This window comes from Streptomyces sp. NPDC048106, from assembly GCF_040706415.1.
Taxonomy (GTDB): Bacteria; Actinomycetota; Actinomycetes; order Streptomycetales; family Streptomycetaceae; genus Streptomyces.
This window is the reverse complement of record NZ_JBEZND010000028.1, coordinates 65,759-91,017: the sequence shown is the minus strand read 5'-3', so window position 1 is coordinate 91,017 and position 25,259 is coordinate 65,759. Positions and strand designations below refer to the sequence as shown.

Genomic DNA, 25,259 nt, shown 5'->3' with positions numbered 1-25,259 from the left:
CGCGGGAGCGAGGTCAGGAGGCACGTCGGGCCGGCATGACCGCGGCGGGGCCGACCGCGTCGGGGCCGAACTTCTGGCGGATGCGGTCCATCGCGTCCTCGGCCACGAGCCGGGACTCGCGCGCCCGGTCCAGGCTGATCTGCTGGGCGACCTGGCCGGCGCCGACCAGGTCGTCCCCCCTGAGGACGAGACCGGTCAGGCGGGCGCGTTGCAGGCCGGCGGCATCCATCAGCTGGTAGGCCACCGTGCGCAGGTCTTCCTCATGGGCGGAAGGCTCGGGCAGGCGTCGGTTCTTCTCCCAGCCGGCTCCGTCCGCGAACTTCAGCGTCAGGGTGAGCGCGCGGGCCGCCTGGCCGCGGCAGCGCAGCTGGAGTGCGAGCTGGACGACGAGGTCGAGGAGGGCGGCACGGACGGCGCCACCGTCGTGGGCGTCACGAGGAAAGGTGTGGCGTACTGCGGTGGAGGCCGGCAGGAGGCGCGGGGTGACGGGCCGGGGATCGACGCCGCGGGCGCGATCAGCGGCGCGGCGGCCATTCGCTGCGCCCAGCAGGCGCTGCAGGGTGCCGGTCGGCAGAGCGGCGAGCTGGCCGATGGCGTGGATGCCGTAGCGGCGCAGGAGGGCGGCCTGGCGGGGCCCGATGCCGTGGAGGGCGTCGACAGGCAGGGGTGCGAGCCAGTTTGTGGCCTGGCCGGGGGCGATGGCGAGGACGCCTCCGGGGCCGTTGATCCGGCCGGAGGCGGTCGAGGCGACCGTGATGGTCGGCCCGATCCCGACCCGGACGTCGACACCAAGCTGGGCAACGGTCCGCAGACGCAGGATCTCCCCGAGATGATGGGCGGTGGTGCCGTGATAGCGCAGTGCACCCTTGAGTTCCACCAGAGCCGCGGACGGCGGGAGAGCCTGGACGACAGCGGACAGGTCGGCGAGCAGTTCAAGGACCTGGCGGTAGGTCTCCCCAGCCAGTCTTTCCGGGCAGCGGACATGCATCACCGTGGCCGTCCCGGCCTCCGTCCTGGTTTCGTTCACCTGGATCACCTCCCACTCTCACGTTATCGAACAGAAAATCGAACACGCGAGTGAGAGGCACGCCCTGCGCACGTGGCACGATGCGACTTTTCGAGTTAGGTGACATCTGGTCGGCGTAACTGCCACTCAAGGTGAGGGCGCCTGTGGCTGGCGATCGGTGACCTGTCGCACCGAGGGTTGCGACCAAGGTGACCAAGGGTGCCGGCAGCCGAGCCGCCGGGCTGGCCATGGTCTTCAAGCTGGTTGAGGCCGCCCAGGCCCGCTGGCGGGCCGTGAACGCACCCCACCTCGTCGCTCTGGTCCGTGCCGGGGCCCGCTTCGAACGCGGCCACCTCGTCGAACGCCCCGAGACCCTCGCGGCGTGAGCAGCCTCAGCCGATCCGCAGAAGCCGGGAGGATCTCAGGCACTCGTGCGCCGTATGTGCAGGTGGCCATCGCGAGGGAAGGAAGGCGGCGCTGCGGGCAGGACGCTGTCAAAGTCGTACCCGCTCTTCTGCGCAACCCGGCACGATGCCAGGTTGTCCACCTGGTGCAGGAGTTCGAGACGCTCCAGCCCGTCGGCTTCGAACGTGTCGAAGGCCCAGCTGGTGAGTGCCTCCAGAGCGCGGGGGGCCACTCCCAGCCCGCGAGCGTGCGCCGCGGTCCAGTAGCCCACCTCGGCCGCCGGTTTGCCGGAGGCGACTTCCTTGAGAACCACGTTGCCGACCAACTGTTCGCGAACTGAACCGGGCTGTGCCTCAAGGACGGCGAAGCCGAACCGGTCCCCCGCCGCCCAGCCCCGCTGCTGGGCCTGCACCCACCGTGCACCGTCAGCATCGTTGTCCACACCAGAGCTCGCCCACTGGCGCAATGCGGGATCCCGGCTCACCTCGACCAATGCGGCAACGTCCTCCATGCGCCAGGGGCGAAGAACGAGAGCGGGAGAGACCGACATCGCGGACACCTGAAGTACGACGGGGGCATTCATAAACCCATCATGTGCGGCGGCGTCTTCACGCGACGCCAGCCGCGTCCGACCCATGCCGCCTTGCGACCGCACCGTCATTGCTGTGTCCGGACACGCAGAGCCTGGACGGACCAGTCGAACACTGGAGCCAGACTCTCCGGGGCCGGCCAGCCGTTGACCACTGCGAGCAGCTGGAGGTACCGCTCCCTGCGGGGGTCGTTCACGCTCTCCAGCCGAGTCGCCAGCCGACGGCGAAGCTCGACGTCGTCGGGGCGGCCGAGGAGGTGCGCGTAGTGCGCCGTGAACGCCGCGACGATCGGATCGGCCTGGGGCGAGGTCGGGTCGATGCCGGCGGTCAGGGCCGGGCCGGCATGGTCACGGACGGCTGCGGCGCTGTCGCGGCGCGGGCCCATCGTGTCGCTTCGGGCCTGCTCGGCTGCCTGGTCCTCGGCCATCCGCCGCACCATGGCGCGGAAATCCGGTTCCAGGGACATTTCGGCCAACTCCACCCACGCCTGGACCTGCTCCGCCTCCGGGTCGTCGGGCAGCTCGGGGGTCATCGAGCGCATGACCCCCGCAAATGCGGGGGCGGCGTCAAGACCGCCGAAGACAGCGTCGAGGAAATCGCCGATCAGACGTCGGCGTTCCTCCGCGGAGAGCTGGGCCAGCCGGTGCATGAATTCCGTCTCCTCAGGTGTGGACCCGCGCTCGGCCACCGCCGTCAGCACCGCGCGCCGCAGGCACAGGACGCGGATCTGCACTGCCAGTGCTTCGGCGTGCGCCGCAGCGACCTCGGGAAGCGAGAGCTCGCGGTCCACGACCTTGCGGATCGTGGGAAGGTCCAGTCCCAGCTCGCGCAGGGTCCGCACGAGGTCCAAGCGCGCGACGGCGTCGATGTTGTAGAGGCGGTAGCCGGCCGGGCTGCGGTCCGTCGGCGCCACGATTCCGCGATCGGAGTAGAACCGAATGGTCTTGACCGTGAGACCGGTCCGCCGAGCAAGCTCGCCGATCGAGTAGAGCGTGTCGCCGTCCATGCCCCCACCTTTGCGTCTCCCCCTACTGGAGACTCAAGCCCCTTCGCCTGCCATTAGCCAACCACTCCTCATCCACAAGTCTTGACCATTCCTCCTGGCAGACCTGCTCGACGCCCCCGGCTCATTCATCCGCCGCCCCTCCCAGCGCATCCCGGATGAAGAAGCCAACGAGGATGAGCTCGGCAAAGCGGTCCCGGAACACGTCATCCGCCAACTGGACGCCCAACTCGCCTCGCTGGGCACCGGCGTCACCTACGGGGCCATGGAGCCCGCACACGTCCGAGTCATGTTCCAGACCGCCTACGTCGTCCTGCGAGACTCCGGCCGCCGCCCCTTGGAAGTTGTCTCCCTGCCCCGCAACTGCCTCGAACGCGAACGTGACGAAGTTTCCTTGATCTGGAACAACCACAAAGGCCGCCGCATGCGGCGGCGCCTGCCCATCACCTCGTCCACGGTCGCGGCTATCGAGAAATGGCAGGCCCTTCGCGACACCCTGCCCGACACCCCAAGTGTCAGCGAGCCTTACCTGTTCCCGGCGATCACCTCCGTCGGCGGGTCGGACCACCTGATGAGCAACAACTTCAGTGCTGGCATGAGGACGTGGGTGGACAACCTGGAAACGCTGAACAGCGACGCCATGGACGCCGAGGGCAACGTGATTCCCTTCGACCGGTCCCTGGTCTATCCGTACGCGTTCCGGCACTCCTTCGCCCAGCGGCATGCCGACGCCGGCACCCCGATCGACGTGCTCAGAGACCTGATGGACCACGACGATCCGAAAACGACCATGGGCTACTACCGGGTCTCACTAAAACGCAAGCGCAAGGCGGTCAAAACACTCAGCCTGATGATCACTGACCGAAGTGGGACAGCGACACCTTGCTCCTCGATGCCTACGAACAACGGTCGGTTGCGGTGCCGTTCGGCGGCTGCACCGAACCGACCAACGTCAAAGCCGGCGGACACGCATGCCCGATCCGCTTCCAGTGCTCAGGCTGCGGGTTCTACCGTCCAGACCCTTCCTACCTGCCCGCGATCGAGGACCACGCCAACAGCCTGCGGGCCGACCGCGAGAAGGCTCGGGCGATGGACGCAGCCAGCTTTGTCATCGACAACCTCACCGCCCAGATCACCTCCTACGAAGACGTCGTGACGAAGATGCGCGAACGGATGGCGGCCTTGCCCGAGGACGAACGGGCCGAGTTGGAGGACGCTGCCGCGGTGCTTCGCCGCGTCCGGGCCGGCGGCGACCACACGCTCCTCCCCCTGACCGTGGTCTCCAAGACAGGAAGATGAGATGGCTGCCCGAACCCCCACCGAAGTCCTCGCCGAGTCCCGGCGGAATGCCAGCCTTCTCAAACGCCAACGGGTGCTGGACACCATCCGCCTCATGGTGGACGACGGTGAACCGATCTCCTTCGCCGCCGTCGCTCGCGCTGCGAACGTGTCGACGTGGCTCGTCTACGCAGAGGGCGTCCGCGAGCACGTCCAGGCAGCCATTCAGCGGCAGGAACAGACTCCCGTCACCGCAGTCGTCCAAGGCCGCAGAGCAGGGCCCGCCAGCCTGCACGCCGACCTGAGCATGGCCCGCGAGGAGATCAAAGAACTTCGCGCGGAACGCGATCAGCTTCGGGGCGCTATGCGGCAGCAGCTCGGACATCAGCTCGACCAGATCAGCAACAGGAAGCTGACCGAACGGATCACCGAGCTGACCGAAGCCAATCGTAGGCTCGAACAGGAACTCTCCAACCTCAGAGGCTCGCAACAACGAGTCGAGGAGTTGGAGAAGGATCTGGCGGCGGCCCGAACCAGTCTCCGGCACATGATCCGGGACGAGAGCCGCCGCTGACGGGAGACCCGACCTCCCGGCTGCCGCTGAGAAAGCTGCCATAGGGCACTGGCAGACTGCCCGCCATGGACACCGAAGCGTTCTGGCGCGTGATCGACGCCGCACAGGACAGTGACGAGCCGCTCGACGTCGCCGTCGCCGCCCATTTGTCTGCGGGGACTGCGGAAGAGATCCTCGCGTTCGAATATCGCTTCGCCCGACTGCGCAGCGCGGTCTACCGCTGGGACGTCTGGGCGGCTGCCTACCTCATCGGCGGCGGCTGCTCCGACGACCGGTTCAGCGACTTCACGGCGGGTCTGGTGGCGCTCGGGCGCGAGTGGTACGAACGGGCGGCTACCTGCCCGGACGCGCTCGCAGAACATCCCACCGTGCGTGCCGCAGCAGCCGCCGGAGACCAAGACGCCATCTTCGCCGAGGACTTCAATTTCGTATCCTCCCGTGCCTATGAGCAGCTGACCGATGACGAAGACGACTTCTGGGAAGCCTGGGAGACCTACAGCGACGCTCACGTCATGACCAACGAAGCCAGCAGCGAGGGCATGGGGGAGTCATTTGGCTTCGACGATGCCCAGCAGATGCGCCGACGTCTGCCGCGGCTGGCCGAGCTCTATCTCAGCCCTGTATTGGGCTGACCCACATAGGCCCGTGGTTCGCATTGACCCTCGTAGTTGACGCCCGTTGCCTTACGTCCCTCATTGAAGAGAGGGCGCCTGACCTGCACAATTGCGGACGACGTCTAGATAAGCACCGTCACCAGGCCGAAGCTGATCGCGCCGCTCCAGATCGTCCGGGGCATGGGCAGACCTCCACAGTCACCCCGAGCACCACCAGCGTACGACCGACATACCGGGCGTGTACGGCGCCAATCCCTAGGCGTGGCACCCGGTGAGCGGGGCGGACGACAGTGGACCCCACGTACCCCGGCCCGGACGGCTCCCCCGTCCCGCCCGCCGCCGACGTGCCAACTCGCAGAACGGAATCGCCCGGGAGGCCCTCGGGCGCGTCTTCGTGACCTCGCTGCAGATCTGGGCGCACGCCGGGCCAGACGCGGCGGAGGGCATCGCCCGCGCGGTCATCGGCTTCGCCGCGCAGTTCCTCACCGAGGACCACGAGGACGTCCCCGACATCCTCCGCCAGCTGGAGGCCGTCGGCGTGGGCCAGGCACTCGAAGCGCATCCCGCACCGGTCGGCTCGAACCCGGTGCGCCTGACCGTCGGGTAGGGCGCACCGGGACGGCGGTGGTGCGGTGCGGCGCGCGTCGGGCCCGCGCCACCGCCGCACCGCACCACCCATCGTGGTGCGCTCCATCGGCATCGCCACACCGCACCAGGCGCGCGCCACAGCCTCGGCGGGCTCCCCTATCACACACCCCCTTGTCCGCGACCTGATCGCCAGCCGAAACGGGCTGTGTCAAGGGAAAACAGCCTCGGTAGCAGAGCTGGACAAGGGGTCGCGCGCCCCTGGCCGCGCCTGGACAAGGGGGTGGGCGCACCGGCGCGGTGCGAGACATCGGGTGCAGCGCACCGGGCGCGCGTGAGAGTGCCGGGCATCGTCGGGTGGTGCGGTCTCGTCCATCACGATGCGCACCACGATGGCGTCCATCGTCATCCAGCGCACTGGAGTGGAGTCCACTCGATGTCGTGCATCGCCACCGAATGCAGAACATCGCGGGTTCCACTCGGTGGACGATGCCCGGCATCGTCACCACAGCCAGGCAGTGGGTGCCGTACCCGGGACAGGGCGCGGGCGTCGCGCCGCGCGGCCGCGTTGCCGATCCGGTTCTGCCGGGAGCGAGGGCGGCGCGACTGCGCGGCGGCGAGGCGGCGCTTCCCGGCGTCCTGGAGCCGCCGCCGCTGCTTGCGCAGCTCCTTCTTCTTGTCCGCCTTCGACCTTGGCTTCCGGGGCCGATTCCAGATCGGCTGCCACCCCAGGGGCTCGTCGGGCATCTGAGCCTGGGGCGGGCTTCGGTACTCGCCTGCTGCATTGGTCGGTTTCTGCTGCGCAGCTCTGGTCACCGCCGGGGTGCTGCCAGTGTGCTGGTCCCGGTAGATGCCGTCGGCCTCGCGTGCATGGCCCGGTGATCGCGTTGCAAATGTCAGCTGGCCTCGTGGCCGTGGGCGGTGGGGTATGCGGCGGTGTAGTCCTCCACAAGTTTGGCCATGTCCGCGGCGTAGTCGGCTCGTGCCTGCCGGTCCGCTTGGCTGATGTCGGGGTGCAGGGGAGGTGTCTGGGGGGCGGGCCAGAGCTGGATCAGGTGCCTTTCCCCGTGGTCGCCGGTGCCCGGTTCGGGGTCGTCGGCGTGGCAGTGGAGGCGCATGCGGACCCAGCCGCCGCTGTCGGCAGTCGCCGGTGCATCGAGGGGCGGGTGTTCTTCGGGCCATGCGTCCCAGAAGTCGCCCTGCCCGATGGTGGCGAGATAGAGCGTGGGGGTGTCGGCGAGCAGGCTCATCTCCTCCGCCGGCTCCCAGGCGTCACCGGGTTCGGTATCGGGGGGACTGTCGTGGATCTGGATGGTCATCTGCAGGGGGCCGGTGTCGGTGGTGGGCAGGACGACGGCGGTGGCCGGTGTGGCCGGGCCGCAGCGCCATCCGAACGGCATCTCGGTCGGGAAGTCGTAGTCGTCGTCGAAGCCGATGAAGTAGCCGTGTTCGCCGAGGTCGACGGTGAAGGTCGCTTCGTGGATCAGCATGGGGATCCTCCTTCAACGGAGAGAGTGCCCCGCTTCCGAGTATGTCGGGAGCGGGGCACCTGGGCCGGCGTGAGTTTAGGCGCGCTTAGGCGATCACGTAGAAGGGATCGCCGTCCATGACGTGCATCTGGCCGCGCCAGGCGGTGATGCGTCCGCCCTGGGACTTGTTCTCCTGGACCTTCACCCAGGTGATCTCCCGCTGTTTGGCGGGAAGGTGAGTGCCGCCCTCCTTGGAGGAGGCGAAGGGGTACTCGTCGCAGGAGGTGCGGCCGGCGCGCTTCATGTCCGGCGGTGCGCTGCTCGGGCACACGGCCTTCCGGTTCGCGTCCTCCTGCTTCTTGTTGATCATCCAGTGCAGCGGCTTGCCGCCGTTGGGGTCGCCGTAGTGGCCGCCGTTGGCACGGAGTTTGCGGATGCCCTCGTCGATGCGGGCCAGGCCCACCATGCTCACGCCGGTGGGGACGTCCGGGACGGCGCAGCCGGCGCGGCTGGCCTTGCTGCTGCCGTAGTAGTTGTCGCAGCGGTAGACGGCCGAGTTGTAGGTGACGCTGCCCGGGCTGTAGCCGGGCTTGGTGAAGGTGTAGGCGTACGTGGTCTTCGCCTTCGGGTTGATCTTCTTCGGCGCGATGCTGGTCGCGTAGCCGACGGTGCCGTCCGCCGCGCTGCTGCTGAGGATGTGGCCCTGCGGGAAGTGGACGGTGGCCTTGGTGCCGCCGCCGGAAGCAGCGGTGATGTTGACGGCGACGCCGCTGCCCGCGCGGGTGGTGCGGGCCTTGGAGACGTGGAGCTTCTCGGACCAGTTCGCGGAGTTGGTCTTCAGGGTCATCTGGTGCTTGACGTCGAAGTCGACGGTGCCCTCGAGTTCCGGCTTGCCGTTGATGACTTTGATGACGTCGACGTGGATCGACACCCACTCGCACTCGCTGAACCGGTTCACCGTGATCTTGTTGATGGTGCAGGTGGCGTTCGATGCCGGGCTGGCGGCGAAGCCGTTCGCCTGGGCCTGGGCCCGGGTTGCCGAGCCGATGGTGACGCGCAGCTGTCCGGCACCGGGCTGGGCGGCCACGGCTGACGGAGCAGCAGCTGTTCCCAGCAGCCCCAGCGCCACAGCCCCCGTGGTGAGTAAGGCGCTCAATTTCAAGTTGTACCCCCTGTGTTGACCACGACCGACAGAGGTCAGTCCGGTAGTCAACTCCGGCGCGCCCCCATCGCGTTGACGGCATACAAGCACGCCCGATGCCCCGATTGCATCCCGTTTTGGATATTTTCAGGCATACGAGGGACAAGGCGGCACGGGGCGGTCGGCGAGCAGCGCACCGGCCTGCCTACCGGTGTGCAACCACAGTGCGGTGTCCGGCCGACACTGACGTACTGCCGGTACGGGGCCGGTACTCGGTTGCTGGCGCTGCTGCTCGTGCACCTGGCGGTGCGGGCCGGGCAGAGCCGCCGCCGGGCGGAGCCCGGAGCTGCCGGGTCTCGTTGGCGCGGCGTGGGGGTGCCGGCCTCGCAGGTGAGGGCAGCTGACCGGTCCGGAGTCCTCGGCGTGTGCATCCCCCGCCGGGCCGGTCGTGCCCAGCTCCGGCTGCACCGGAGTCGCGGCTGGCCGGCTCGGTCGGCTACCGGGCCAGGGTCACGGTGATCGGGGTGTTGGGGCACTGGCTGAGCTGGTCGGCCAGGGCCTCGCGCTCGCCCTCGTCGACGGTCAGGCCCCAGCGGGTCTTGTCCGCCACCCAGTCCGTCACGTACGTGCACCGGTAGCCCGCAGCAGGGGGCAGCCAGGTGGTGGGGTCCTGGTCCGCCTTCGACCGGTTGGAGGCAGCCGACACCGCGATCAGTGCGCGCTGGTCCCCGAGGTCGTTGGCGTAGGCCTCCCGCTCGGCCGCGGTCCAGGCGTAGGCGCCCGAGTCCCAGGCCTCGGCGAGCGGGACCAGGTGGTCGATGTCCAGCCCCCGGGGACCGTTGATGTAGCGGTCGTCGTAGGGCGAGTACCACTCCCCCTCCGTCAGCGTGCACCTCGCCCCCTGCACCGGGGCGATGATGGCCTCTGCCTTGAGGACCTCGGCGCGGGTGTTGCAGCCGTCGCGGTCGGCGTCGATCCAGTGCTTGAACTTGCTGCGCTCATACCCGGTGCGGTCCTCCGGGCGGACCGGCAGCTCGGCGAGAGCGTCACGGACCGGCTCGGTCACCGTCTGCCCAGGTACGCGGGAATGCGGTGCGGCCGCGGCCGTGTGAGCGGCGGCCGGGACGAGGAGCACGGTGAAAGCCGCGGCGGCCGCGGCGGTTCGGGCGAAGCGCACGAATAGGTCCTCTCGAAGATCACGGCAGGGCTGTGATCTTCGTAGTGGCTTCGGTCAGCGGCTCGCCCGGGAACGACGGTGGCTCCACCCGATCGGGCGGCAAGCCCGGCAGCCAGCGCGGCGCCTTGCCCCCGCAGGATCCGCGCGTGCGTCGCCGTCGCTGCCGTCCTGAAATTGTGACTGGGTCTCAGTCCTTGCCAGGAGCACGGGTCCGCCGACACTTCCGCCGCGGCGAGCCCGGCCGCCGCCATCGCCGGGCACATCTCCAGCGCCCGTCGGCCGGGGACCGACTGCTTGCCCGCTCGCGCGCGGGAGGCTCCCTTCTCACCCAACCCGCTGCGAAAGACTCCCGTCATGACCACCGCGCGCCGCCCGCTGGGCACCAGCCCGAGCACGAGCAGTACCACGAGGACGAACCCTCGCGCCGCGGCTGCTGCCCGTCGAGCGGGCCGACGCCCACGGCGACCAGGGGCACGACGACTTCGGTATGTGGTTGTTGTCCGCGGACAACAACCAGCGCTTGCGGGCGTTTTGCGCGGTCCGAGGTGACGTGAGGCTAGTAAGGTAGCGCCATGACCGCGCCATACGACCCCAGTGATCGGGAAAAGGTAGTAGCCAAGCTGCCCGCGAGCCTGCGTAAGGAACTCAAGGTTCGGGCGGCGGAGCTGGACAGAGACATCCAGGTTGCCGTGACGGAGGGCGTTGAGGCTTGGCTCAAGGCCAAGCCTCGCCCGGAAGTTGACACTCGTGGAGGCTCTTCCTTCTCGACGTACCTCCCGGGCGGGCTGTACGACAAGCTCAAGCAGTTGTCCAAGCGCCGAGGCATCTCCTACAACCAGGGCGTGGCCCAGGCGATCCGGCTCTGGCTCGACAGCAATCCCTCCCCCCGCCCGAAGCAGGCTCGGGTCACCGGGGCCCGTCGGATCATCTTCGGCAACCAGAAGGGTGGCGTGGGCAAGACGTCGGTCGCGGCCGGCACCGCTCAGGCCCTCGCCGAATCGGGCCACCGCACACTGCTCATCGACTTCGACCCGCAGGGGCACCTCACCGTGCAGCTCGGCCACAAGATGCTGGACATCGACAGTCCGAGCCTGGCCAAGCACATGCTCGGTGAAGCCAAGGGCGAACTCCGTGATCTGCTTGTCCCGATACAGGGTGGCGACTTCGAGGACCACCTCTGGCTGCTGCCCTCCTGCAAGGACGCGTTCCTGCTCGACGCCAAGCTGGCCACCAGCCGATTCGTGCGAGTCAAGGAAACCGCCCTCGAGAAGGCACTCGAAGACCTGGAGCAGGAATTCGACTTCATCGTCGTCGACTGCCCGCCCAGCCTGGGCTACTCGATGGACACCGCCGTGTACTACTGCCGCACCCGCGAGGGCGAGGACGAGAACACCTCCGGGATCGTGATCGTCGTCCAGGCCGAGGACTCCTCCGCCGACGCGTACGACATGCTCGACGAGCAGATCCAGGACCTCGTCGACGACCTGGACATCGACATCGCTCAACTCGGCTTCGTGGTCAATCTGTACGACGCACGCAAGGGGTACGTCGCTACGTCCTCCCTCGCCGAATGGCGCAAGGTCGGTGAACCACCTGTCATCGCCGTCGTCCCAGAGCTGAAGGACCAGCGCGAAGCCGTCCGCGTGAAGCAGCCCCTCCTGGTACACGCCCCCTACGGTGAGCAGTCGGAAACGATGCGGACCGTGGCCCGGAGGATCAGCGCATGAGCAGCGTCGCAGACAAGCTCGGGACCGGATCATCGTTCGGCCACACTCGCCGGGAACGCAGCGCCCGCGGCAGGGCGAAAGCCATCACGGAAGGCGAGATCCCCAGTTACGAGCTGGTACGGCTCCGTCTCGATGAGGTCTCCCCCACCCCTCTCAACCCGCGCCGGAACTTCGGCACCGACGAGGAAAAGACCCGGTTCGGCGAAGAACTCCGCCAGGCACAGCTGGCCGCCTGCGTCGCAGTCACCCGCGGCGCCTACCTGAAACTGTGGCCGGACCACGAGGAACGCATCGGCGCTGCCCTGCACATCCTCGTCAACGGTGAACGCCGCTACCGCAGCGGTGTGCACGTCGGGCTTGAGGCCCTGGACTTCGTGGTCCGGGACGACCTCGCCTCGTCCCGCGAGCAGTTCATAAAGCACCTCCTGGAAGAGAACCTCAACCGGGAAGACTTCGACGTCATCGAGCGCGCCCGCGGCGTCGAGCAACTGGTAAGCGTCTGCGAGGAGCAGTCTGCACGGGGCGCCCGAGCCCGGGCCGCTGAGCAGCTGGGCAAGGACCGGTCGTGGGTGACCAATCAGCTGGTCCTGCTGACCCTCCCGATCGAAATCCAGACGATGCTCAGCTGCGGCACGATGTCTGAACGCGACGGCCGGGCGCTCGCCCGCCACCTGAAGGACAATCCAGAGCTCGATGCGGCCGCCCTCCTGGACCACCTCCAGAAGACCAAGGAGGCCGCTACCCAGGCCAAGGCCGAAGAGAAAGAGGCAGTCGCAGCGGTCCGCCAAGGTTTGTTGTCCGCGGACAACAAACTGAAGACCACGACGGCCACGGACCCTTCGAGCACTTCGTTGTCCGCGGACAACAAACCCAAGGTGCCCCCGCAGGGCCGCCCCAGTAGCGCAGAGCCGGAAGAAGCTCCGGATGAGGGAACGAGCAGGGATCCGGCCGACCAGAACGATTCGTTGTCCGCGGACAACGAACGCGCGGAAGGTGGACCAGAGAGAGATCGCGGGGATGAGCCTCCGGCCCAGGCCATGCGGCCAGCAACGTCCCCTGACACCGCAGACTCCCCAGCCGACTCAGCCTCAGAGCCGGCCAGCATGCAGGGCCGCCCGCTGCCCTACGACGACCCCGGTCACGTCGCCATGCTCCTGAAACTGAAGATGGATCCAGCGGTCTTCGCCACATGCACCCGCATGATGATGAAGGCCCTGAAGGAGCAACAACCCGAAGCCTTCGAGGCGATGGTCCACGAGCTGGCCGAGTAGCCGGACCGCGACCGAGTGGCACTTCCTCGTCCTCGCTTAGGCCCACTCGTGAGACCGACTCGCCGTAAGGGCCCCCAAACGCAAAAACGGCCGGTGCTCCCTCGCTAACCACAGCGGGGGAGCACCGGCCGTTGCTTGTTGCTCGTGTGGATCAGGTCGCCCAGGTCGCGGGCGTGCCGTCCTCGTCGGGGTTGGGGATGCCGGCGGCGGTCACCGCGGCGGCCGGGTGCCGCATGGCGGTGACCGGGATCCGTACGGCGATGTCCTGGGCGCCGCCGGGGGTCCAGGACATCGGGTGGAGCAGGGCGGTGAGCGTGGCGCGGAACTGGTCGGCGATGGCCTGGTCCTCGGGGGAGAGGACGCCGGGGGCGTGGGCGCAGCGGTGGAAGAGGGGGCACTTCATCGGGTGGGCTCCTGCTCGCTGAGGGGGTTGACGGGCGCCTTGATGACGCGTGGCAGGTGGGCGAGGGCTGCGGCTACGGCGTCGGCCAGGGTCGTGCACACCGGGACGCCGTGACGGTGGGCCACGTAGATCAGGTAGCGGTTCCGCTCCGGATTGGGGCAGTCGGCCGGCGCGCCGAGGACAGCGCGGCCGCTGCTCACGTCCAGGCCGAATTCGACGTTCGTGGTCATGCCCGGCAGGGTGCGCAGGTCGCGGGGGATCCAGAACAGGATCGCGCTCGCTGCCGCGCGGGCGGCGGTCTCCCAGTCGACCTGGGTCTCGTAGCGGTCGGCGCGCTTGCCGTGCCGGGACTCCGGGCTCAGGACGGTCAGCGGCTGCTCACCGGTCCATTGCTCGGCCAGGAGTCGGGCGGCCTCGGGCCGCCAGGAGGGGACGGGCGTGCTCTTGTCGGGGGTGGGCCCGGCGAGGAAGACGGACGGGCCGTCCGCGGGGAAGGGTTCGCGGGCCATGACCAGGTTGATGATGCTCACGAGGTGGCCCCGTTCTGTGCGGCGGCGCGGGCGGCGTGCTGTGGGGTCCAGGGCAGAGGCAGGCTGTCGCCCTCCTGGCGGGGCACGACGTGGACGTGCAGGTGGTAGACGCTCTGGGTCGCCTCAGCGCCCTTCGAAGTGATGATGTTGGCGGCGGGAAGCTCTGCAATCAGCTCGGCGGCCCGGCGCATCACCACGCCGGTCACCTCCGGGTCGGTGCCGGCGTCCTCGACGTGGACGCGGGGCAGGACGATGACGTGCCCGCCGTTTACGCCGCCGCTGCGCGGGCGGATCGCGAGGGCGTCGGGCCACTCGCGGACGATGACGGCCGGGGCCTGCCTGGCGACGATGGCGCAGAAGACGCAGGTGTCCATCAGTTGGCCTCCGCCAGGGTCGTGGTGAGGCGAGGGGCGCGGGGTCGGGGAGTGCGCTGCGCGAGCATCAGGAGCTCGCGGTTGCGGCGCTGCTGTTCGGGGGTGATCGGCCGGGTCTTCGGGCCGTGGCGGTGCCACAGCGGCGAGGCCGGCGGCTCCGGGTAGGCGAGGGCGTGGTCGATGCGGCTGCTCATAGGGGCCTCCAGATGGAGGGGCGTTTCAGGCGTGGTCCTTGCCCTTGCCGCCCTTGGGCGGGTCGGAGACGAACCGGGTCTCGCCGGGATTCAGCGCGTTCCAGAACTCCGCGCACGTCTTGTGCACGGGTTCTGCGGCGTGGGACCTCAGCGGAGTGGTCTTCCGGCACAGCACGCACGGCTCGGGCCAGGCGAAGTGCGCCCCGTCGCACCAGTCCAGGAGAGGGACGGGCGCGGCGGGCGGCTCGGGCGGTGCGGGTGCGGGTCGACGGCGGGTGGTCACGGGCGCAGGTCGGGCAGCTGCTGGAGGACTTGGGCGACCAGGTCCTCGGTGGGCCGCCAGGGCCCGAGCTGTCCGCGTGCCGGGATCGGCAGGGCGAGGGCCTGGACGTCGCTGACTTCCAGATGCCACAGGCCGGGCTGCGCCCACGGGGTGCAGGGCGGCGAGCCGTCCGGGTCCTGGTGGCAGCCGGTCAACCGGGCGACGCCGATCACGGCGCCGGTCGTCAGCTCACGGCCGCGGATCGTGCGGGCGATCAGCGGCAGCCGAAGGGCGGGACGGTCGGTCTGCTGGCTCGCGTGCAGAAGCAGCCAGCCGCGCCAGCTCCAGGGGCGGGGGCGGTTCTCAATCCCTTTCTGGCCGGTCAGGATGCAGGTGGCGTGCGGCTGCTGGACGCTGATGCCGCGGATCCAGTCGCCCTGGGGAAGAGTCGCGGTACTCATGCTGCCCGCCTCCATACGGACGTTCCCGGGCGCCCGACGCTCGGCACGGCGGTGGTCGTCAGTAAGAGGGTGCGCTGGCCGATCCGGCCATGAACGCGCAGGAGCGACGACATACTTGGGTTCTCCGTCTCGTCTTGTACGGGATGGATGGGCCTGGGACAGGCGGTTTGGTTGTCCGCCGGTCGCCTGTCCCGGGCGGATCTACAGCGCGAAGTCGCTGCGGCTGGTCCGGGGGTTTTCGGTGCTTGAGGGACCACCGCGACCGCCCCGGCCTTCGCGGGCCGGGGCGGCACGGAGCTCCTGGCCTCGGGTGGTCGGGCGGTCACCGCACGGCCCCGGCGCCTGCCGCCCGGGGGCGGGGGTCGGGGCCGACGGAGACCGGCCGGGGTCATTCCTTGGGTAGCTGCCGGACGTAGTAGTCGATGCGGTCGCTGTAGCTGCTGGGTTCCGCACGGACCAGGTCGGGCTGGGCGTCGGCCAGGCGCTGCAGTTCGCTGGTGATCCACTCGTTGCTGCGCTGGAGGACCAGGCGGCCGTGGTTGAAGAACCGCAGGTAGATCTCCTCGTCCCGATCGCGGCGCCGCCAGCTGGCCACCCACTTGCGGAGCTGCTCGCGGGCGGCGGCGTCGTCCGGGCGGGCCGGGATGTCGCGGGGCAGCGCGCGGCAGCTGGCGGCGTGGGTGTTGGCGAAGCGGCCCGCTTCCGTCAGCGTGAATCCGCTGCTGTACGTCTTGTCCGGGTCGGTGGTCTGCGAGTAGTGGCAGCCCAGGCAGGCGACGACGTGCTGGTAGCTCTGGTCGTCCGGGGAGAAGACGAGGACGACCGCGCCGGCCTGGTTGGCGTAACGCTCGACGACGGTGACGCCCTCGGGCTTCCACGTTTCGCCGATCTCCGGCCAGGGCTCCGGCGCGGGCAGTTCGGGGGCGGGGCGACGGGCGAACAGGGTGAGGGACATGGGCTACTGCTCCTTGTCGGTGTCGGGGCGAAAGGTGCGCCGTGCGGCGACGGCGGTCGCCGCGGCGAGGATCAGGGCGAGCGAGTACGGCCAGCTGCTCATCCGGTGACTGTGAGGACGGCGGTGACCAGGAGGAGGGCGAGAGCGGCGAGGATGAGGTCGACCGCTCGGGTCAGGCGCTCGAACTTGGCGACGGCGAGGATGGACAGTGACCTGACCCGGGTGAGGCGGGTGTCCTGCCGCATCGTGTCGAGCAGGTCGTCCTCGCTCAGCTGTGCCCAGGAGGGGAAGCCCTCGCGGATGACACGGCCGCGGCCTCCGAGGTTGGGGCGCACGACCAGGAGTAGCAGCACGGCAGAGGCCACAAGGGCGAGGACGGCGGCGCCGCCGGCGACTTGGGCGGGCAGCGGCAGGTTCTTGTCGGCGACGCTGGCGAGTCCGGCGAGGACCGCGCCGTCGAAGGCCAGGAGCAGCGACGCCTTGCTGTCGGTACGGCTGATCTTCGCTTCGACGTCGTGACAAGCGTCGTCCAGGTTCTTGCCCGGGTCGCACGACGCCAGGGGCGCGGTGTCCGGGCTGGTGCCGAGAGGCATGTCGGTTCCCTTCCGGCCGGGCTTTCCGGCTCCCCTTCACCGCCCGTCCCGGCCGCTGCCGGGACGGGCGGATCAAGCAGCCGCCAGATCGGCGTGCGGCTCAGGCGGTCCGACCCGGCCGGTGTGGCCGGTGTGGCCGGGGGCGGGTCGTTCAGAACGGCGGTTCGTCCGGCCAGGCCGGGACGGACTGGAGCCGGACGCGCAGCTCAGGCCGGTCCGACCAGCAGCCGCACGCCTCCATCTCCGGGTTCGCGCCGCCGACCCACCAGCCGCCCGCGCCCTGGCAGTCGGGACAGGAGCGGCGGGGCCGGGGCGTCAGCTCGATGCGGTGCCGGTCGGCGTACAGCCGCCAGTGGCTGGCCTTGAGCGCGGCGGCGGCCGTCGCCGCGGCGAGCGGGACGGTGGCGGCGAGCAGCAGGGCGGCGCGCAGGTGGCGGGCGGTCACCGCAGCGGGATGGCGCGGCAGGTGGCGGCGGGCGGGATCAGCCATTGCATTCGGGATCCTCCTGGCGGGTTGTGTGGGGTTGGGTACGAGGCCGGTCGGCCAGTCCGGTCCTCGGTCGCGTGGGGCGACCGAGGACCAGGCAGAGCGACGGGTCAGTCGCGGAACGGGCGGATGTCGTCGCGGTCGTCGTCCAGGTCGTCGTGGACGGGGCTGGGCTGCGGCGGGATGTGGATGTGGGGCTGGACGACCGTGTGGGTGACCGGGCGCAGGCTCAGGCCGCTCAGGGCGATTCCGGAAGCGATGGTCCAGGCGAGGATGGCGATCCCGGTGGCGATGGTGCGGCCGTCGATAGGGGAGGCGGACCAGACGGCGGTGATGGTGACCGCGCCCCACAGAGTCCAGGTGATGCGGGCGACCGTGCTGTGGAAGAAGCCGCCAATCAGGCCGAACAGGCCCGCCGCCTGCCAGAGGGCGTAGACGGCGGGGCCGCTGACGGCGAGTCCGCTGGTGTGCTGGGCGAGGTAGGAGCGGACCGGGGTGTCGATCACCGCCCAGAGGCTGTCGGATGTTTCCGGCGCCAACTGGGCGTTGGGGGTCGCGGTGGCGAACCGGTGGGCTACAGCGGAGACGATGTCGCCGGCGGCGTCCAGCAGGATGAGGAACGCGCAGATGGTGGCGAGGCTGAGCACGGCCTTGATCCAGTTGGCCATGCCGTGCCAGCCGGCGCACTGCGCGTGCCGGACGTCTTCCCACCGCTCGTACAGGAAGCCTCCCTGCTCCCAGGAGGCGTCCCACCCGGCGCGGAGCCGGGCGAAGCGCTTCTTGCCGGATTCCTTGTCCAGGTCGGTGACCGGCGGCTCGGGCCGCTGGTTGAGCAGGTCGAAGAAGGTCGGCTTGTGCTGGCTGTTGGGCTTGTCGTTGGCGTGCATGGCGGGGTGACTCCCTCGCTCGGGCCGGTGTGGTGGGTGGTGGTGGGCGGGCCGGACGGCCTGGCCCGCGCCCGACCGCATGGGTTCGGGTGCGAGGCAGGTGGTCCGGAGCAGGGGGTCAGAGGCCGCGGGCGTCGGCGAGGCGGGCGGCCTGGTCGACCATGCGGATCGGGACGCGGCCCCTGCCGTGCGCGTCGTTGAAGGACGGCACGGAGTCGACGTCACCGAACTTGCGGCGGATCGCGTCCAGCAGCACGGAGGCCGCGCTGGCTTCCAGGCCGCTGTCGCCGCGGGCCTCGATCCGGATGGCTCCGAGCATGCAGCGGGCGCCGTCCTCGTCGACCAGGGCGTCCTTGCACCAGCCGCCAGTGAGCAGCCGGTGCTGGGCGCGCTGCAGAAGGGCCGCGACCGGGGTCGGGTACAGGTCCGGCAGCGGGGCGGGCCCGGTGTCGACGGGGCCGGTGACGACGTCGGCCAGGTCCACGGGCTCGGTCTCGATGTGCGCCGTGTTGACCTCGTAGGCGACGGCCGCTTCGTCCAGGCGCGCGGTCATCTCCGTGTTGATGAGGGTGAGGCGTTCCTCGAGGGTCAGGTCCGCTGGCGGCGCGGGCGCTTGGGTGGTCGGGGCGGGGTGGTCTACGGCGGGGGCCGGCGAGGCAGGGGGCATCGGGGCTCCAGGCAGGGGACGCCGAAGGCCGCCGGGGTGGTCTCCGGCGGCCTTCGGCGTCGTAAGTGGGCGTTTGGGTGTCGGCGCACCCGTGTCCCGGGCATCCTCGGACCATCAGGCGCGGGGAAGGGGATGGCGTGGAGTTCGTCTTCGAGTGCGGGTGGTGCGGTGGGGACAACTACTTCGTGGGCAAGCAGGTCGGCTTCTGGGTCGACAAGTGGGAAGTGCCCGCGGAGTGGGAGTGCCGCTTCTGCGACGGGCTCAACTTCACTCACGACCCGCCGTGGACAGAGGCGTAGTCAGAAGCTGGAGATCAGTCCGGCGAGCGAGGCGAGGGCGCTGGTGATGGTCGGGGCCAGGCCGGTCGCGGCGAGGGTGAAGCCGAACAGTACGCACGCGGTGGCGGAGCCGACGCGGACGTAGCCGCCCTTGAGCAGGACGAAGACGATGATGCCCAGCAGCGCGGCGGCGGAGATCGAGAGGGCCACGGCGGTGGTGCTCCTTCACAGGGGGTCTCGGGTGGGGCCGGCCGCGCTCGGGCGGGCCGGCCCCGGGGGTGGGTGGGTGTGTTCAGGCGTCGGTGAGGCTCTTGATCGCCTCCAGCGCCTGGCGGGGAGAGGTGACCTGCTCGGAGCGGCGGTTGTCGCTCTTGGAGCCGCGCCCGCCGCCGCCCTTGCCGCCGCCTCCGCCGCCGCGCCTGCGGGAGCGGCCCTCGCCCTCGTCGTCGTCCTCGTCGGGCTCGGGCCAGAACTCGCCGGGCCTCACGGGCTCGTTCCAGTCGAACCACAGGCCGCGCTTGTCCAGCTCGCTGATCTCGTAGGCGGTGAGCCCGTTGACCTCGCCGGGGAACAGCTCGGAGAGGTCGGTGTCGAAGTCGGCGTACAGCGAGCGCATCAGGACGGCGCGGCCGTTGTCGAGGACGATGACCGCGACGCCGCCTGTGCTGACGCCGTTCTCCGGGTCGGCCTCGCCGCGCATGGCCCGCTCGATCGCGGAGCCCTCGTTGCGGGAGTAGCGGGCCGGGATGGTGGGCACGTCGTAGGCGTTCTCCATGGTGCCCTCGGCCGCCTTGCGGGTGGCGCCGGGCGAGCCCATGTTGAAGATGACGGGGCGGCTGTTCTGCCGCAGGTTGTCCTTCATCTCGGTGGAGAACCCGTTGTGCGCGAACGGCGACTGGCCGGCCGGGTTGAAGCCGATGCCGTACTTCAGGCCGGTGACCGTGAGGTCCTCGCCGTCTTTCTGGATGAACTCGCCGAAGTCGCCGTCCTGCGCGGCGGTCATGAACTCGTCGGCGTACACGTTGAGCTGCCGGTAGGGGCAGCGCGGGTCGCCCGGCTTGTAGTCGTGCGGCTGGCCGTCGTGCGGCCAGGGCATCTCCGCACGGATCTCGCACAGCGCCTTCGCCGCCCGCAGGGAGCGGGCCATCCACAGGGCGTTCGAGCCCTGCCGGTCGATGTACCGGCCGAGCACGGTGGTCTTCTCGTCCTTGCGGACGGTGGACAGCCATACCACCTGTCCGTCCAGGGACTGGGCGGCCATGTGGATCGCGAAGAACTGGGTCTTGCCGGAACGGGACACTCCGAGGGTGAGGCCGTGGGCCGGGGCGTTCTTGTCGTGCTGGTACACCATCGTCTTCACCGGCTGGCCGGTGATGGTGAATCCGCACACGTACATGCCCTTGGCGTCCGGGGTGAGCAGCTCGCGGGTGGCGGGGAAGATCTGCGACAGCGGCGGCTCGTCGAACGCGCTGATCAGGAACTCGGCGCCGTCGATGAGGACGAAGACGCAGGAGTCGTCCTCGGGCAGGCCGAGGGCGCGGCAGACCTTGGCCAGGTCGATGCGCGGGGTCTCGGTGGAGTCGGCCATCTTCGCCCGGTAGAAGGTCACTCCGCGTGCGTCGTCGCGGGTCTTGTGGACCAGCTCGGAGCCGGGGGCGCCGCCCTTCGGGCTGCCGATCCGGTCCGTCCAGCGCTCCTGGTCGGTCGGCTTGGTGCGGCGGCGCTGGTTGGCGTCGGGGGTGATGCGGGCCTCCATCCAGCCGGGGCCGCCCTGGCGGCCGGGCTGGATGGCGACCTCCGCCAGGACGACGTCGCTGGAGTGCACGCCGAACGGCGCGGCGACCGCGGCCTCGGAGAGGCCGGTGATGGGCCGTCCGGTCTCCGAGGCGCGCAGGAGGATCGTCATGTCGTGCCGCATGCCGGGGTGCCGGGTGGCCTTGACGATGTGCGTGCGGCCGGGCATCCCGGCCTGCTCCCACAGCACCCGCGCGTCGCGGGTGAGCGGGTCGGCTCCGTCGTCCGCAGCGACCGGGGACGGCTCGGGGGTTTCGGCGGGCGCCGGCTGCGGGGCCGGGGCGGCGATGGCGGGACGGTGGCGGCGGCGGGAGTGCCGGGAGAACGGCATCACCAGGTAGCCGGCCGCCGCCCATCCGGCGGCGAGCATCCCGTCCAGCCAGTACGGGCCGAAGCCGCCGGTGTGCCCGGCGGCGACGTCGACGGCGGCGGCCAGGACCAGCGGGGACCAGCGCAGGATCTTGCGGCCGGCGCCGGGCTCATCGCTCTTGGCGGCGAGGACCCAGCCGCCGATCCCGGCCGCTCCGGCGAGCTGCACGACGGAGTTGACGGGGCTGTCGGGGTAGAGGTTCGGGGCCACGGCCAGCACGGGCGCGGCGAGAGTGTAGGCGAGGCGCTCGAGCGCGACGCTGCGCGGCGTGGTCACCGGCTTCTCCTTCGGGAACGGGCACGGGCGGCCCCGCAGATCGCGGGGCCGCCCGTGGCGGGGTGGGGGAGTGGGGAGTGGGGTCAGCGATTGAAGAAGCCCGGCCTGGGCGTCTTCTCGCGCCGGTTGGAGCGGATGTCGTCCAGCGCGCCGTAGAGCTTGGCGTGGGTGCGCCGGGTCTCGTGGGTGAGGTCGGCGGTCTCCTGGGCGGTGTCGGACAACGTCCGAACCTCCCGGGCGGCTCCGTCCAGGGCGGTGGCCACGTTGGCGGTGAGGACGACGAACTTCGGGTCCAGGTCGGCGTTCTCGATGTCGGTGGCGACGCCGTCGGTGTGCTTGGCGTTGGCCTGCATGCTGCGCCGCAGTCCCTCGAGTTCGAAGGTGGCGTCGTCCATGGCCTTGCCGAGCTTGTCCAGCTTGGCCTGGACGGCCTTGTACCGGTTGTCGTCGTCGGCCACGGCGGGCGCCGTGCTGGTGTTGCGGGGTGCGGGGTCGCTGCTCATCGCGGGTCCTCCCGTGCTCAGTCGTGGTGGGCGGCGGCCGACGCGTGCGTGAGGCCAGCGTCTTCCTTGGCGTTCATGTCCTCGCCGTAGACGCGGGCGACGGCGGTGGCGGCGAGCCGGGCGGCTTCCCTGGCCAGGCCACACTGTTCGGCGCAGCGCTCGGCCTGCGTCTTCATGCGGGCCGCGGAGTCGGCCAGGTCCGCGATCAGGTCGGTCACCGCGGTGTCGATGTTGTGGTCGCCGACCAGGTCGGCGGCCATCTCCCGCAGGGCGTCGGCGACCTTGCCGAGGGCCTCCATCAGGGCTTCGGCACGCTCCTGGTCGGAGGCGGCCTTGATGGCGATGTTCGCCATCTCCATCAGGTACTGGTCGAACGTGATGTCCGTACGGTGCTGGGTACCAAGCCCGCTGTGCCCGGACTGCTGGCTGACTGGCGGCCTGCTCATGCTCTTCCCTTCCGTGTCCGGCCGGCTGGTGCCTGGCCGCTTCGTGTGCTTTTCCGGCGCGGGGGGCAGGCCCTTGACGCCGGTGGTCACGGCCGCGGGCTCGTCGGGGACGATGTCCGCGTCGACGATGTCGTCCTCGTCCTTCGCGGTGCGCTTGGGCGGGCGGGTGTCGTGCTCGGGCCACTCCACCGTCGGGGTGGAGCCCTCCTCGCCGAACGGGCTGTCCGCCGGACGGCCACGCCGACCAGCCCGGCCTGTACGAGCGCGTCCCGTGCGGCGGGCGCGTCCGGTGCGGCGGGCGCGTCCGCGGCCTCCAGTCCGGCCCGCCCCGGTGCGCCGGCGCCGGAACCGGCGCCGCTTCTTCGAACCGTCAGACGCCCCGTCACCGGCCGTGGACTCCTTGCCCGACTCATCGGTCGCCTTGCCGTCCTTCGCGGCGCTGGAGGCCCCGCCGGGGGCCTCCTTGGCGGTCTTGGCGTCCTTGCCGTCGGTGCCCTTGGCCTTGGAGTCCTTGTCCTTGGTCAGGTTCACCTTCTCGGTGCCGGCCGCCTTCGCGTCCGCGCGGCGTTTGTCGAAGCGGCGCTGAGCTTCCTCGCCGAGGGCCTTGCCCAGCGTGGTGCGGCCCGGGTCGGCCGACGCCGCGGCTTCCCGCTTCGCCTTCCGCGCCTCCGCCCGCGCCGCCTTCTTGGCCCGGTGCTCCTCCCACGCCTGCTGTTTCTGGGCGCGGGCCTGGTCGCGGTCCTTGCTCCGGTCGGCGAGGTTCGCGGCCTGATCGGCGCTGCGCCGCTGCTGCCGGGCGTCCTGGCGGGCGGCGGCGCGCTCTGTCCTGGGGCTGGAGGCCGGCGAGTGCTGCGTCCTGCCGCCGTCGCCCTTCGACCCGCCCTTGCCGGAACCCGAGTTGCCGGAGCCCCCCGAACTGCCCTTACCCGTACCGGAAGAGCCTCCAGAGCCGTTCTGACGGCCTCTGGAACCCCCAGACGACTCATTACCCTTCGCCCCGCCCCCGCGGCCGCCAGCGGAGCGATCAGAGCCCTTCCCGGAGCCCATGGGCGCATTACCGCCCCCCGAGCCCCGGCCGCCGCCGGAGCTGCCTCCGCCGCGCGAGGACCCGCCCCCGCCGCCGGCCTTCGAGCGGCCCTTGTCCGCACCCAGGCCGGAGGCGGACGACTTCATGCGGTCGGCATCCGCCTTTCCGCGCGCCGCCGCCTTGTCGCCCTTCGCTTTCATCATCGCGGCATGGAGCTTTCCGTTCTGCTCCATCATCGCGACTTCCTGCGCGGTACGGCCCTCCAGCAGCGCCGCCTTCCGAGCTATTTCAGCCTCACGGAAAGGCGCTTCGCTTTCATGGAGCGCCCGCGCCCTTTCCAGACGGAATTCCAGCCAGTCACCGAGACGGTCAGCGAGAGAACGAGGCTGCTCGTATTCGCCTTCCTCGTATTCGCCGTCATCTTCACTGGTTTCCGGCGCCGTAATTCCTTCGGACCGCAGGGCCGTCGACGGGTCCGGGGCAGCCGGAATCACCGGAAGTTCCATTGTCGTCTCTTCCGGCGATTCCGGGGGTGCCGGGGGGATGTCTTCCGGTGGCGGAATGGTGTCGCCGTAATCCGGGATCGGCGGTGGCACGTACGTGGAATCACCGCTCCAGGGGCCTTGGACCAAGGTCCCTGTGCCGTCCTCATCGGACACGGTGCGCCTCCCTCCTGGGACTTGACAGAGCGTGGGGTCTTGTGTGCACGCGTGTGCACGTGCACGTGTGCACGCTTTACGCGCGCGAGGCCCCGCCGGAGCCCGGCGGGGCCTTCACTGGTGACGGTCAGTCACGCGGGGGGTACTTCGCCACGACCTGTTCCGCGTACTGCAGCAGGTCGTTCCAGATCCGTCCGTTGCCCTCCACACGCTGGTCCAGCGCCGTGATGAACAGGCGGCAGATCAGCGCGAATCCGGAGTAGACGTCGCCGCGACCGGCTTTAACGTCCTTGGCCATTCGGGATCGTGCCAGGCGGAGCCAGAATTCCATCTGCCCTGCCTCGCCGCGAGATTCGCGGGCTTTCGTCGCCTCTTCCTTCAGCCAGTTCTGGCGCCGCTGTGCGGAGCGTTCGGCGCTGCTGAGGGGGCGGTTCACGCCGACTCCCGACCCATGTCGTAAATCGACGTGGGACCACCATAGCCGAGATTCTGGCTCTGTGCACCCTGCTGCGGCGGATTCGGTGCGGCCTGGAGCGGCTGCGGGTTCTTCTTACGCTGCCTTTCCAGCTCCTTTTCCTTCCTTCCCTTGACCGTATTCACCACGGCCTCGTCGTGGGCGCGGCGCTTATAGGCGCTCTTTTCCAGGCCCTCGGTGAGGTTGTTCAGGTTCTTGAGAACCTGTCCGAGGGCCTTTTCCACGGGCATCGCGCGCAGCCTGGCGTGGTACCAGCGGTCGCCCTCCACGTGCGTCTTGCGCAGGTGCACGCGGGTCTCGATGGCGAGGGTCTCCAGGTTCTTGCCGATGTCCAGCAGGACCCGCTGGACATCGGCCAGGTACCGGGCGGTTGCCTCCGGGCTCTGCGCGACGTCGCGCAGAGGTGCGTAGTTCGGGTCGTTGTTGCTGTTCACGGCGGGGATTCCCTCCTGGTGTACTGGTGGGGCTGTGACTGCTTCCGGCAGTCGCAGCGAGGGCCAGCCCGATGCGAGCGGGCTGGCCCTCACTGGTGTGTGCCGGACGGTGGGGCGGCTGGGTGTCAGCGGGAGTCCCGCCGGCGCGGCAGCAGGCGCGGGTGGCACCACCAGCAGTCAGGACCGTGGTCGTACGGACTGCGGGAGTGGACGATCAGGACCGGTGTGGCCAGCACGGTGGCCAGGGCCACCAGGGCGAGGACCACGCCGGTCACGTACTCCAGGGCGTTCATGCCGCTCCTTCTCTTCGTCGGGTGGTTGAGGCGTAGGACGGCCGCCTGTCG

At 70.0% G+C, this 25,259-nt stretch carries 31 protein-coding genes and 3 pseudogenes; 9 read left to right on the top strand and 25 right to left on the bottom strand.

Annotation, left to right across the window (positions count from 1 at the left end; genetic code table 11):
- Positions 1–13 precede the first annotated feature (13 nt).
- Positions 14–988 (bottom strand): hypothetical protein, encoded by a 975-nt coding sequence (locus AB0927_RS26320; RefSeq protein WP_366670210.1) that lies wholly within the window; start codon positions 986–988, stop codon positions 14–16.
- 212 nt (positions 989–1,200) lie between these two features.
- Between AB0927_RS26320 and AB0927_RS26315 the strand changes: the two are divergent.
- A pseudogene (locus AB0927_RS26315) lies at positions 1,201–1,392 on the top strand (IS256 family transposase); the annotation flags it as partial.
- A gap of 35 nt (positions 1,393–1,427) precedes the next feature.
- Here the strand turns inward: AB0927_RS26315 and AB0927_RS26310 are convergent.
- Both AB0927_RS26310 and AB0927_RS26305 read right to left on the bottom strand, forming a co-directional pair.
- Positions 1,428–1,994: a GNAT family N-acetyltransferase gene (locus AB0927_RS26310; protein ID WP_366670181.1), complete on the bottom strand. Its 567-nt coding sequence runs from the start codon at positions 1,992–1,994 to the stop codon at positions 1,428–1,430.
- 74 nt (positions 1,995–2,068) lie between these two features.
- Complete coding sequence (locus AB0927_RS26305) at positions 2,069–3,007, bottom strand: MerR family transcriptional regulator (protein WP_366670180.1); 939 nt, start codon at positions 3,005–3,007, stop codon at positions 2,069–2,071.
- A gap of 262 nt (positions 3,008–3,269) precedes the next feature.
- Here AB0927_RS26305 and AB0927_RS26300 point away from each other — a divergent pair.
- The 5 genes and pseudogenes from AB0927_RS26300 to AB0927_RS26280 form a co-directional block, all read left to right on the top strand.
- Positions 3,270–3,755: pseudogene (locus AB0927_RS26300) on the top strand (site-specific integrase); the annotation flags it as partial.
- Positions 3,756–3,886: 131 nt separating this feature from the next.
- Positions 3,887–4,303 carry a hypothetical protein gene (locus AB0927_RS26295; protein ID WP_366670211.1) on the top strand — a complete coding sequence of 139 codons (417 nt, stop codon included), beginning with the start codon at positions 3,887–3,889 and terminating at the stop codon, positions 4,301–4,303.
- Between the two features lies 1 nt (position 4,304).
- Entirely contained in the window at positions 4,305–4,856 is a 552-nt protein-coding gene (locus AB0927_RS26290) for a DUF6262 family protein (protein WP_366670179.1), read from the top strand.
- Between the two features lie 65 nt (positions 4,857–4,921).
- Positions 4,922–5,488: a DUF4240 domain-containing protein gene (locus tag AB0927_RS26285; protein WP_366670178.1), complete on the top strand. Its 567-nt coding sequence runs from the start codon at positions 4,922–4,924 to the stop codon at positions 5,486–5,488.
- A 376-nt stretch (positions 5,489–5,864) separates the two neighbouring features.
- Positions 5,865–6,077, top strand: a complete 213-nt coding sequence (locus AB0927_RS26280) for a hypothetical protein (protein WP_366670177.1) — start codon at positions 5,865–5,867, stop codon at positions 6,075–6,077.
- Between the two features lie 480 nt (positions 6,078–6,557).
- Here AB0927_RS26280 and AB0927_RS26275 read toward each other — a convergent pair.
- From AB0927_RS26275 to AB0927_RS26260, 4 genes and pseudogenes are all read right to left on the bottom strand, one after another.
- Positions 6,558–6,796, bottom strand: a pseudogene (locus AB0927_RS26275) (hypothetical protein); the annotation flags it as partial.
- Between the two features lie 155 nt (positions 6,797–6,951).
- Positions 6,952–7,545, bottom strand: a complete 594-nt coding sequence (locus AB0927_RS26270; protein ID WP_366670176.1) for a hypothetical protein — start codon at positions 7,543–7,545, stop codon at positions 6,952–6,954.
- A gap of 85 nt (positions 7,546–7,630) precedes the next feature.
- The gene (locus AB0927_RS26265; protein WP_366670175.1) at positions 7,631–8,680 is read right to left on the bottom strand and encodes a NucA/NucB deoxyribonuclease domain-containing protein; all 1,050 of its coding nucleotides are present in this window, start codon (positions 8,678–8,680) and stop codon (positions 7,631–7,633) included.
- A gap of 481 nt (positions 8,681–9,161) precedes the next feature.
- Positions 9,162–9,842 carry an HNH endonuclease family protein gene (locus tag AB0927_RS26260; protein ID WP_366670174.1) on the bottom strand — a complete coding sequence of 227 codons (681 nt, stop codon included), beginning with the start codon at positions 9,840–9,842 and terminating at the stop codon, positions 9,162–9,164.
- A 572-nt stretch (positions 9,843–10,414) separates the two neighbouring features.
- Here AB0927_RS26260 and AB0927_RS26255 point away from each other — a divergent pair.
- Together AB0927_RS26255 and AB0927_RS26250 are read left to right on the top strand one after the other, a co-directional pair.
- Positions 10,415–11,569, top strand: a complete 1,155-nt coding sequence (locus AB0927_RS26255; RefSeq protein ID WP_366670173.1) for a ParA family protein — start codon at positions 10,415–10,417, stop codon at positions 11,567–11,569.
- Positions 11,566–12,840, top strand: coding sequence for a plasmid partitioning protein (locus tag AB0927_RS26250; protein WP_366670172.1), 1,275 nt, complete (start codon positions 11,566–11,568; stop codon positions 12,838–12,840). The genes AB0927_RS26255 and AB0927_RS26250 overlap by 4 nt, the downstream gene beginning before the upstream one ends.
- A 151-nt stretch (positions 12,841–12,991) precedes the next feature.
- Here the strand turns inward: AB0927_RS26250 and AB0927_RS26245 are convergent, their stop codons facing one another.
- The 11 genes from AB0927_RS26245 to AB0927_RS26195 form a co-directional block, all read right to left on the bottom strand.
- Positions 12,992–13,243 (bottom strand): hypothetical protein, encoded by a 252-nt coding sequence (locus tag AB0927_RS26245; RefSeq protein WP_366670171.1) that lies wholly within the window; start codon positions 13,241–13,243, stop codon positions 12,992–12,994.
- On the bottom strand, positions 13,240–13,773 hold the full coding sequence (locus AB0927_RS26240; protein WP_366670170.1) for a nucleoside 2-deoxyribosyltransferase domain-containing protein: 534 nt from the start codon (positions 13,771–13,773) through the stop codon (positions 13,240–13,242). The genes AB0927_RS26245 and AB0927_RS26240 overlap by 4 nt, the downstream gene beginning before the upstream one ends.
- Positions 13,770–14,147: an HIT domain-containing protein gene (locus AB0927_RS26235; RefSeq protein WP_366670169.1), complete on the bottom strand. Its 378-nt coding sequence runs from the start codon at positions 14,145–14,147 to the stop codon at positions 13,770–13,772. Before AB0927_RS26235 ends, AB0927_RS26240 begins: the two co-directional genes overlap by 4 nt.
- Positions 14,147–14,341 carry a hypothetical protein gene (locus AB0927_RS26230; RefSeq protein WP_366670168.1) on the bottom strand — a complete coding sequence of 65 codons (195 nt, stop codon included), beginning with the start codon at positions 14,339–14,341 and terminating at the stop codon, positions 14,147–14,149. Before AB0927_RS26230 ends, AB0927_RS26235 begins: the two co-directional genes overlap by 1 nt.
- Before the next feature lie 25 nt (positions 14,342–14,366).
- Entirely contained in the window at positions 14,367–14,624 is a 258-nt protein-coding gene (locus AB0927_RS26225; protein WP_366670167.1) for a hypothetical protein, read from the bottom strand.
- Positions 14,621–15,064 carry a hypothetical protein gene (locus tag AB0927_RS26220; RefSeq protein WP_366670166.1) on the bottom strand — a complete coding sequence of 148 codons (444 nt, stop codon included), beginning with the start codon at positions 15,062–15,064 and terminating at the stop codon, positions 14,621–14,623. Before AB0927_RS26220 ends, AB0927_RS26225 begins: the two co-directional genes overlap by 4 nt.
- 388 nt (positions 15,065–15,452) lie before the next feature.
- Positions 15,453–16,019, bottom strand: a complete 567-nt coding sequence (locus AB0927_RS26215; RefSeq protein WP_366670165.1) for a hypothetical protein — start codon at positions 16,017–16,019, stop codon at positions 15,453–15,455.
- Positions 16,020–16,117: 98 nt separating this feature from the next.
- Positions 16,118–16,612, bottom strand: a complete 495-nt coding sequence (locus tag AB0927_RS26210; RefSeq protein WP_366670164.1) for a Pycsar system effector family protein — start codon at positions 16,610–16,612, stop codon at positions 16,118–16,120.
- Between the two features lie 151 nt (positions 16,613–16,763).
- On the bottom strand, positions 16,764–17,057 hold the full coding sequence (locus AB0927_RS26205; protein ID WP_366670209.1) for a hypothetical protein: 294 nt from the start codon (positions 17,055–17,057) through the stop codon (positions 16,764–16,766).
- A 152-nt stretch (positions 17,058–17,209) separates the two neighbouring features.
- Positions 17,210–17,986 (bottom strand): hypothetical protein, encoded by a 777-nt coding sequence (locus AB0927_RS26200; protein WP_366670163.1) that lies wholly within the window; start codon positions 17,984–17,986, stop codon positions 17,210–17,212.
- Positions 17,987–18,104: 118 nt separating this feature from the next.
- Positions 18,105–18,653 carry a hypothetical protein gene (locus tag AB0927_RS26195; RefSeq protein ID WP_366670162.1) on the bottom strand — a complete coding sequence of 183 codons (549 nt, stop codon included), beginning with the start codon at positions 18,651–18,653 and terminating at the stop codon, positions 18,105–18,107.
- A 137-nt stretch (positions 18,654–18,790) separates the two neighbouring features.
- Here AB0927_RS26195 and AB0927_RS26190 point away from each other — a divergent pair, with 137 nt between their 5' ends.
- Positions 18,791–18,952 carry a hypothetical protein gene (locus AB0927_RS26190; RefSeq protein WP_366670161.1) on the top strand — a complete coding sequence of 54 codons (162 nt, stop codon included), beginning with the start codon at positions 18,791–18,793 and terminating at the stop codon, positions 18,950–18,952.
- Here the strand turns inward: AB0927_RS26190 and AB0927_RS26185 are convergent, their stop codons facing one another.
- From AB0927_RS26185 to AB0927_RS26155, 7 genes are all read right to left on the bottom strand, one after another.
- Complete coding sequence (locus AB0927_RS26185; protein WP_366670160.1) at positions 18,953–19,141, bottom strand: hypothetical protein; 189 nt, start codon at positions 19,139–19,141, stop codon at positions 18,953–18,955. It abuts the gene before it with no gap.
- An 82-nt stretch (positions 19,142–19,223) separates the two neighbouring features.
- The gene (locus AB0927_RS26180) at positions 19,224–21,371 is read right to left on the bottom strand and encodes a chromosome segregation protein ParM (RefSeq protein ID WP_366670159.1); all 2,148 of its coding nucleotides are present in this window, start codon (positions 21,369–21,371) and stop codon (positions 19,224–19,226) included.
- An 83-nt stretch (positions 21,372–21,454) separates the two neighbouring features.
- Positions 21,455–21,874, bottom strand: coding sequence for a conjugal transfer protein TraB (locus tag AB0927_RS26175; protein ID WP_366670158.1), 420 nt, complete (start codon positions 21,872–21,874; stop codon positions 21,455–21,457).
- A gap of 17 nt (positions 21,875–21,891) precedes the next feature.
- A complete protein-coding gene (locus tag AB0927_RS26170) occupies positions 21,892–24,006 on the bottom strand; it encodes an ATP/GTP-binding protein (protein WP_366670157.1) in 2,115 nt (704 codons plus the stop codon).
- Positions 24,007–24,133: 127 nt separating this feature from the next.
- Positions 24,134–24,442, bottom strand: coding sequence for a hypothetical protein (locus tag AB0927_RS26165; RefSeq protein WP_366670156.1), 309 nt, complete (start codon positions 24,440–24,442; stop codon positions 24,134–24,136).
- Complete coding sequence (locus AB0927_RS26160; protein ID WP_366670155.1) at positions 24,439–24,915, bottom strand: hypothetical protein; 477 nt, start codon at positions 24,913–24,915, stop codon at positions 24,439–24,441. The genes AB0927_RS26165 and AB0927_RS26160 overlap by 4 nt, the downstream gene beginning before the upstream one ends.
- A gap of 125 nt (positions 24,916–25,040) precedes the next feature.
- The gene (locus AB0927_RS26155; RefSeq protein ID WP_366670154.1) at positions 25,041–25,208 is read right to left on the bottom strand and encodes a hypothetical protein; all 168 of its coding nucleotides are present in this window, start codon (positions 25,206–25,208) and stop codon (positions 25,041–25,043) included.
- Positions 25,209–25,259 lie beyond the last annotated feature (51 nt).

What these genes read in the sequence shown, in the direction of transcription:
- AB0927_RS26320 (WP_366670210.1), bottom strand. Translation starts at nt 988, where the DNA reads ATGCATGTCCGCTGCCCGGAAAGACTGGCTGGGGAGACCTACCGCCAG.
- AB0927_RS26310 (WP_366670181.1), bottom strand. Translation starts at nt 1,994, where the DNA reads ATGAATGCCCCCGTCGTACTTCAGGTGTCCGCGATGTCGGTCTCTCCC.
- AB0927_RS26305 (WP_366670180.1), bottom strand. Translation starts at nt 3,007, where the DNA reads ATGGACGGCGACACGCTCTACTCGATCGGCGAGCTTGCTCGGCGGACC.
- AB0927_RS26290 (WP_366670179.1), top strand. Translation starts at nt 4,305, where the DNA reads ATGGCTGCCCGAACCCCCACCGAAGTCCTCGCCGAGTCCCGGCGGAAT.
- AB0927_RS26285 (WP_366670178.1), top strand. Translation starts at nt 4,922, where the DNA reads ATGGACACCGAAGCGTTCTGGCGCGTGATCGACGCCGCACAGGACAGT.
- AB0927_RS26270 (WP_366670176.1), bottom strand. Translation starts at nt 7,545, where the DNA reads ATGCTGATCCACGAAGCGACCTTCACCGTCGACCTCGGCGAACACGGC.
- AB0927_RS26255 (WP_366670173.1), top strand. Translation starts at nt 10,415, where the DNA reads ATGACCGCGCCATACGACCCCAGTGATCGGGAAAAGGTAGTAGCCAAG.
- AB0927_RS26250 (WP_366670172.1), top strand. Translation starts at nt 11,566, where the DNA reads ATGAGCAGCGTCGCAGACAAGCTCGGGACCGGATCATCGTTCGGCCAC.
- AB0927_RS26245 (WP_366670171.1), bottom strand. Translation starts at nt 13,243, where the DNA reads ATGAAGTGCCCCCTCTTCCACCGCTGCGCCCACGCCCCCGGCGTCCTC.
- AB0927_RS26235 (WP_366670169.1), bottom strand. Translation starts at nt 14,147, where the DNA reads ATGGACACCTGCGTCTTCTGCGCCATCGTCGCCAGGCAGGCCCCGGCC.
- AB0927_RS26230 (WP_366670168.1), bottom strand. Translation starts at nt 14,341, where the DNA reads ATGAGCAGCCGCATCGACCACGCCCTCGCCTACCCGGAGCCGCCGGCC.
- AB0927_RS26220 (WP_366670166.1), bottom strand. Translation starts at nt 15,064, where the DNA reads ATGAGTACCGCGACTCTTCCCCAGGGCGACTGGATCCGCGGCATCAGC.
- AB0927_RS26215 (WP_366670165.1), bottom strand. Translation starts at nt 16,019, where the DNA reads ATGTCCCTCACCCTGTTCGCCCGTCGCCCCGCCCCCGAACTGCCCGCG.
- AB0927_RS26210 (WP_366670164.1), bottom strand. Translation starts at nt 16,612, where the DNA reads ATGCCTCTCGGCACCAGCCCGGACACCGCGCCCCTGGCGTCGTGCGAC.
- AB0927_RS26200 (WP_366670163.1), bottom strand. Translation starts at nt 17,986, where the DNA reads ATGCACGCCAACGACAAGCCCAACAGCCAGCACAAGCCGACCTTCTTC.
- AB0927_RS26195 (WP_366670162.1), bottom strand. Translation starts at nt 18,653, where the DNA reads ATGCCCCCTGCCTCGCCGGCCCCCGCCGTAGACCACCCCGCCCCGACC.
- AB0927_RS26175 (WP_366670158.1), bottom strand. Translation starts at nt 21,874, where the DNA reads ATGAGCAGCGACCCCGCACCCCGCAACACCAGCACGGCGCCCGCCGTG.
- AB0927_RS26155 (WP_366670154.1), bottom strand. Translation starts at nt 25,208, where the DNA reads ATGAACGCCCTGGAGTACGTGACCGGCGTGGTCCTCGCCCTGGTGGCC.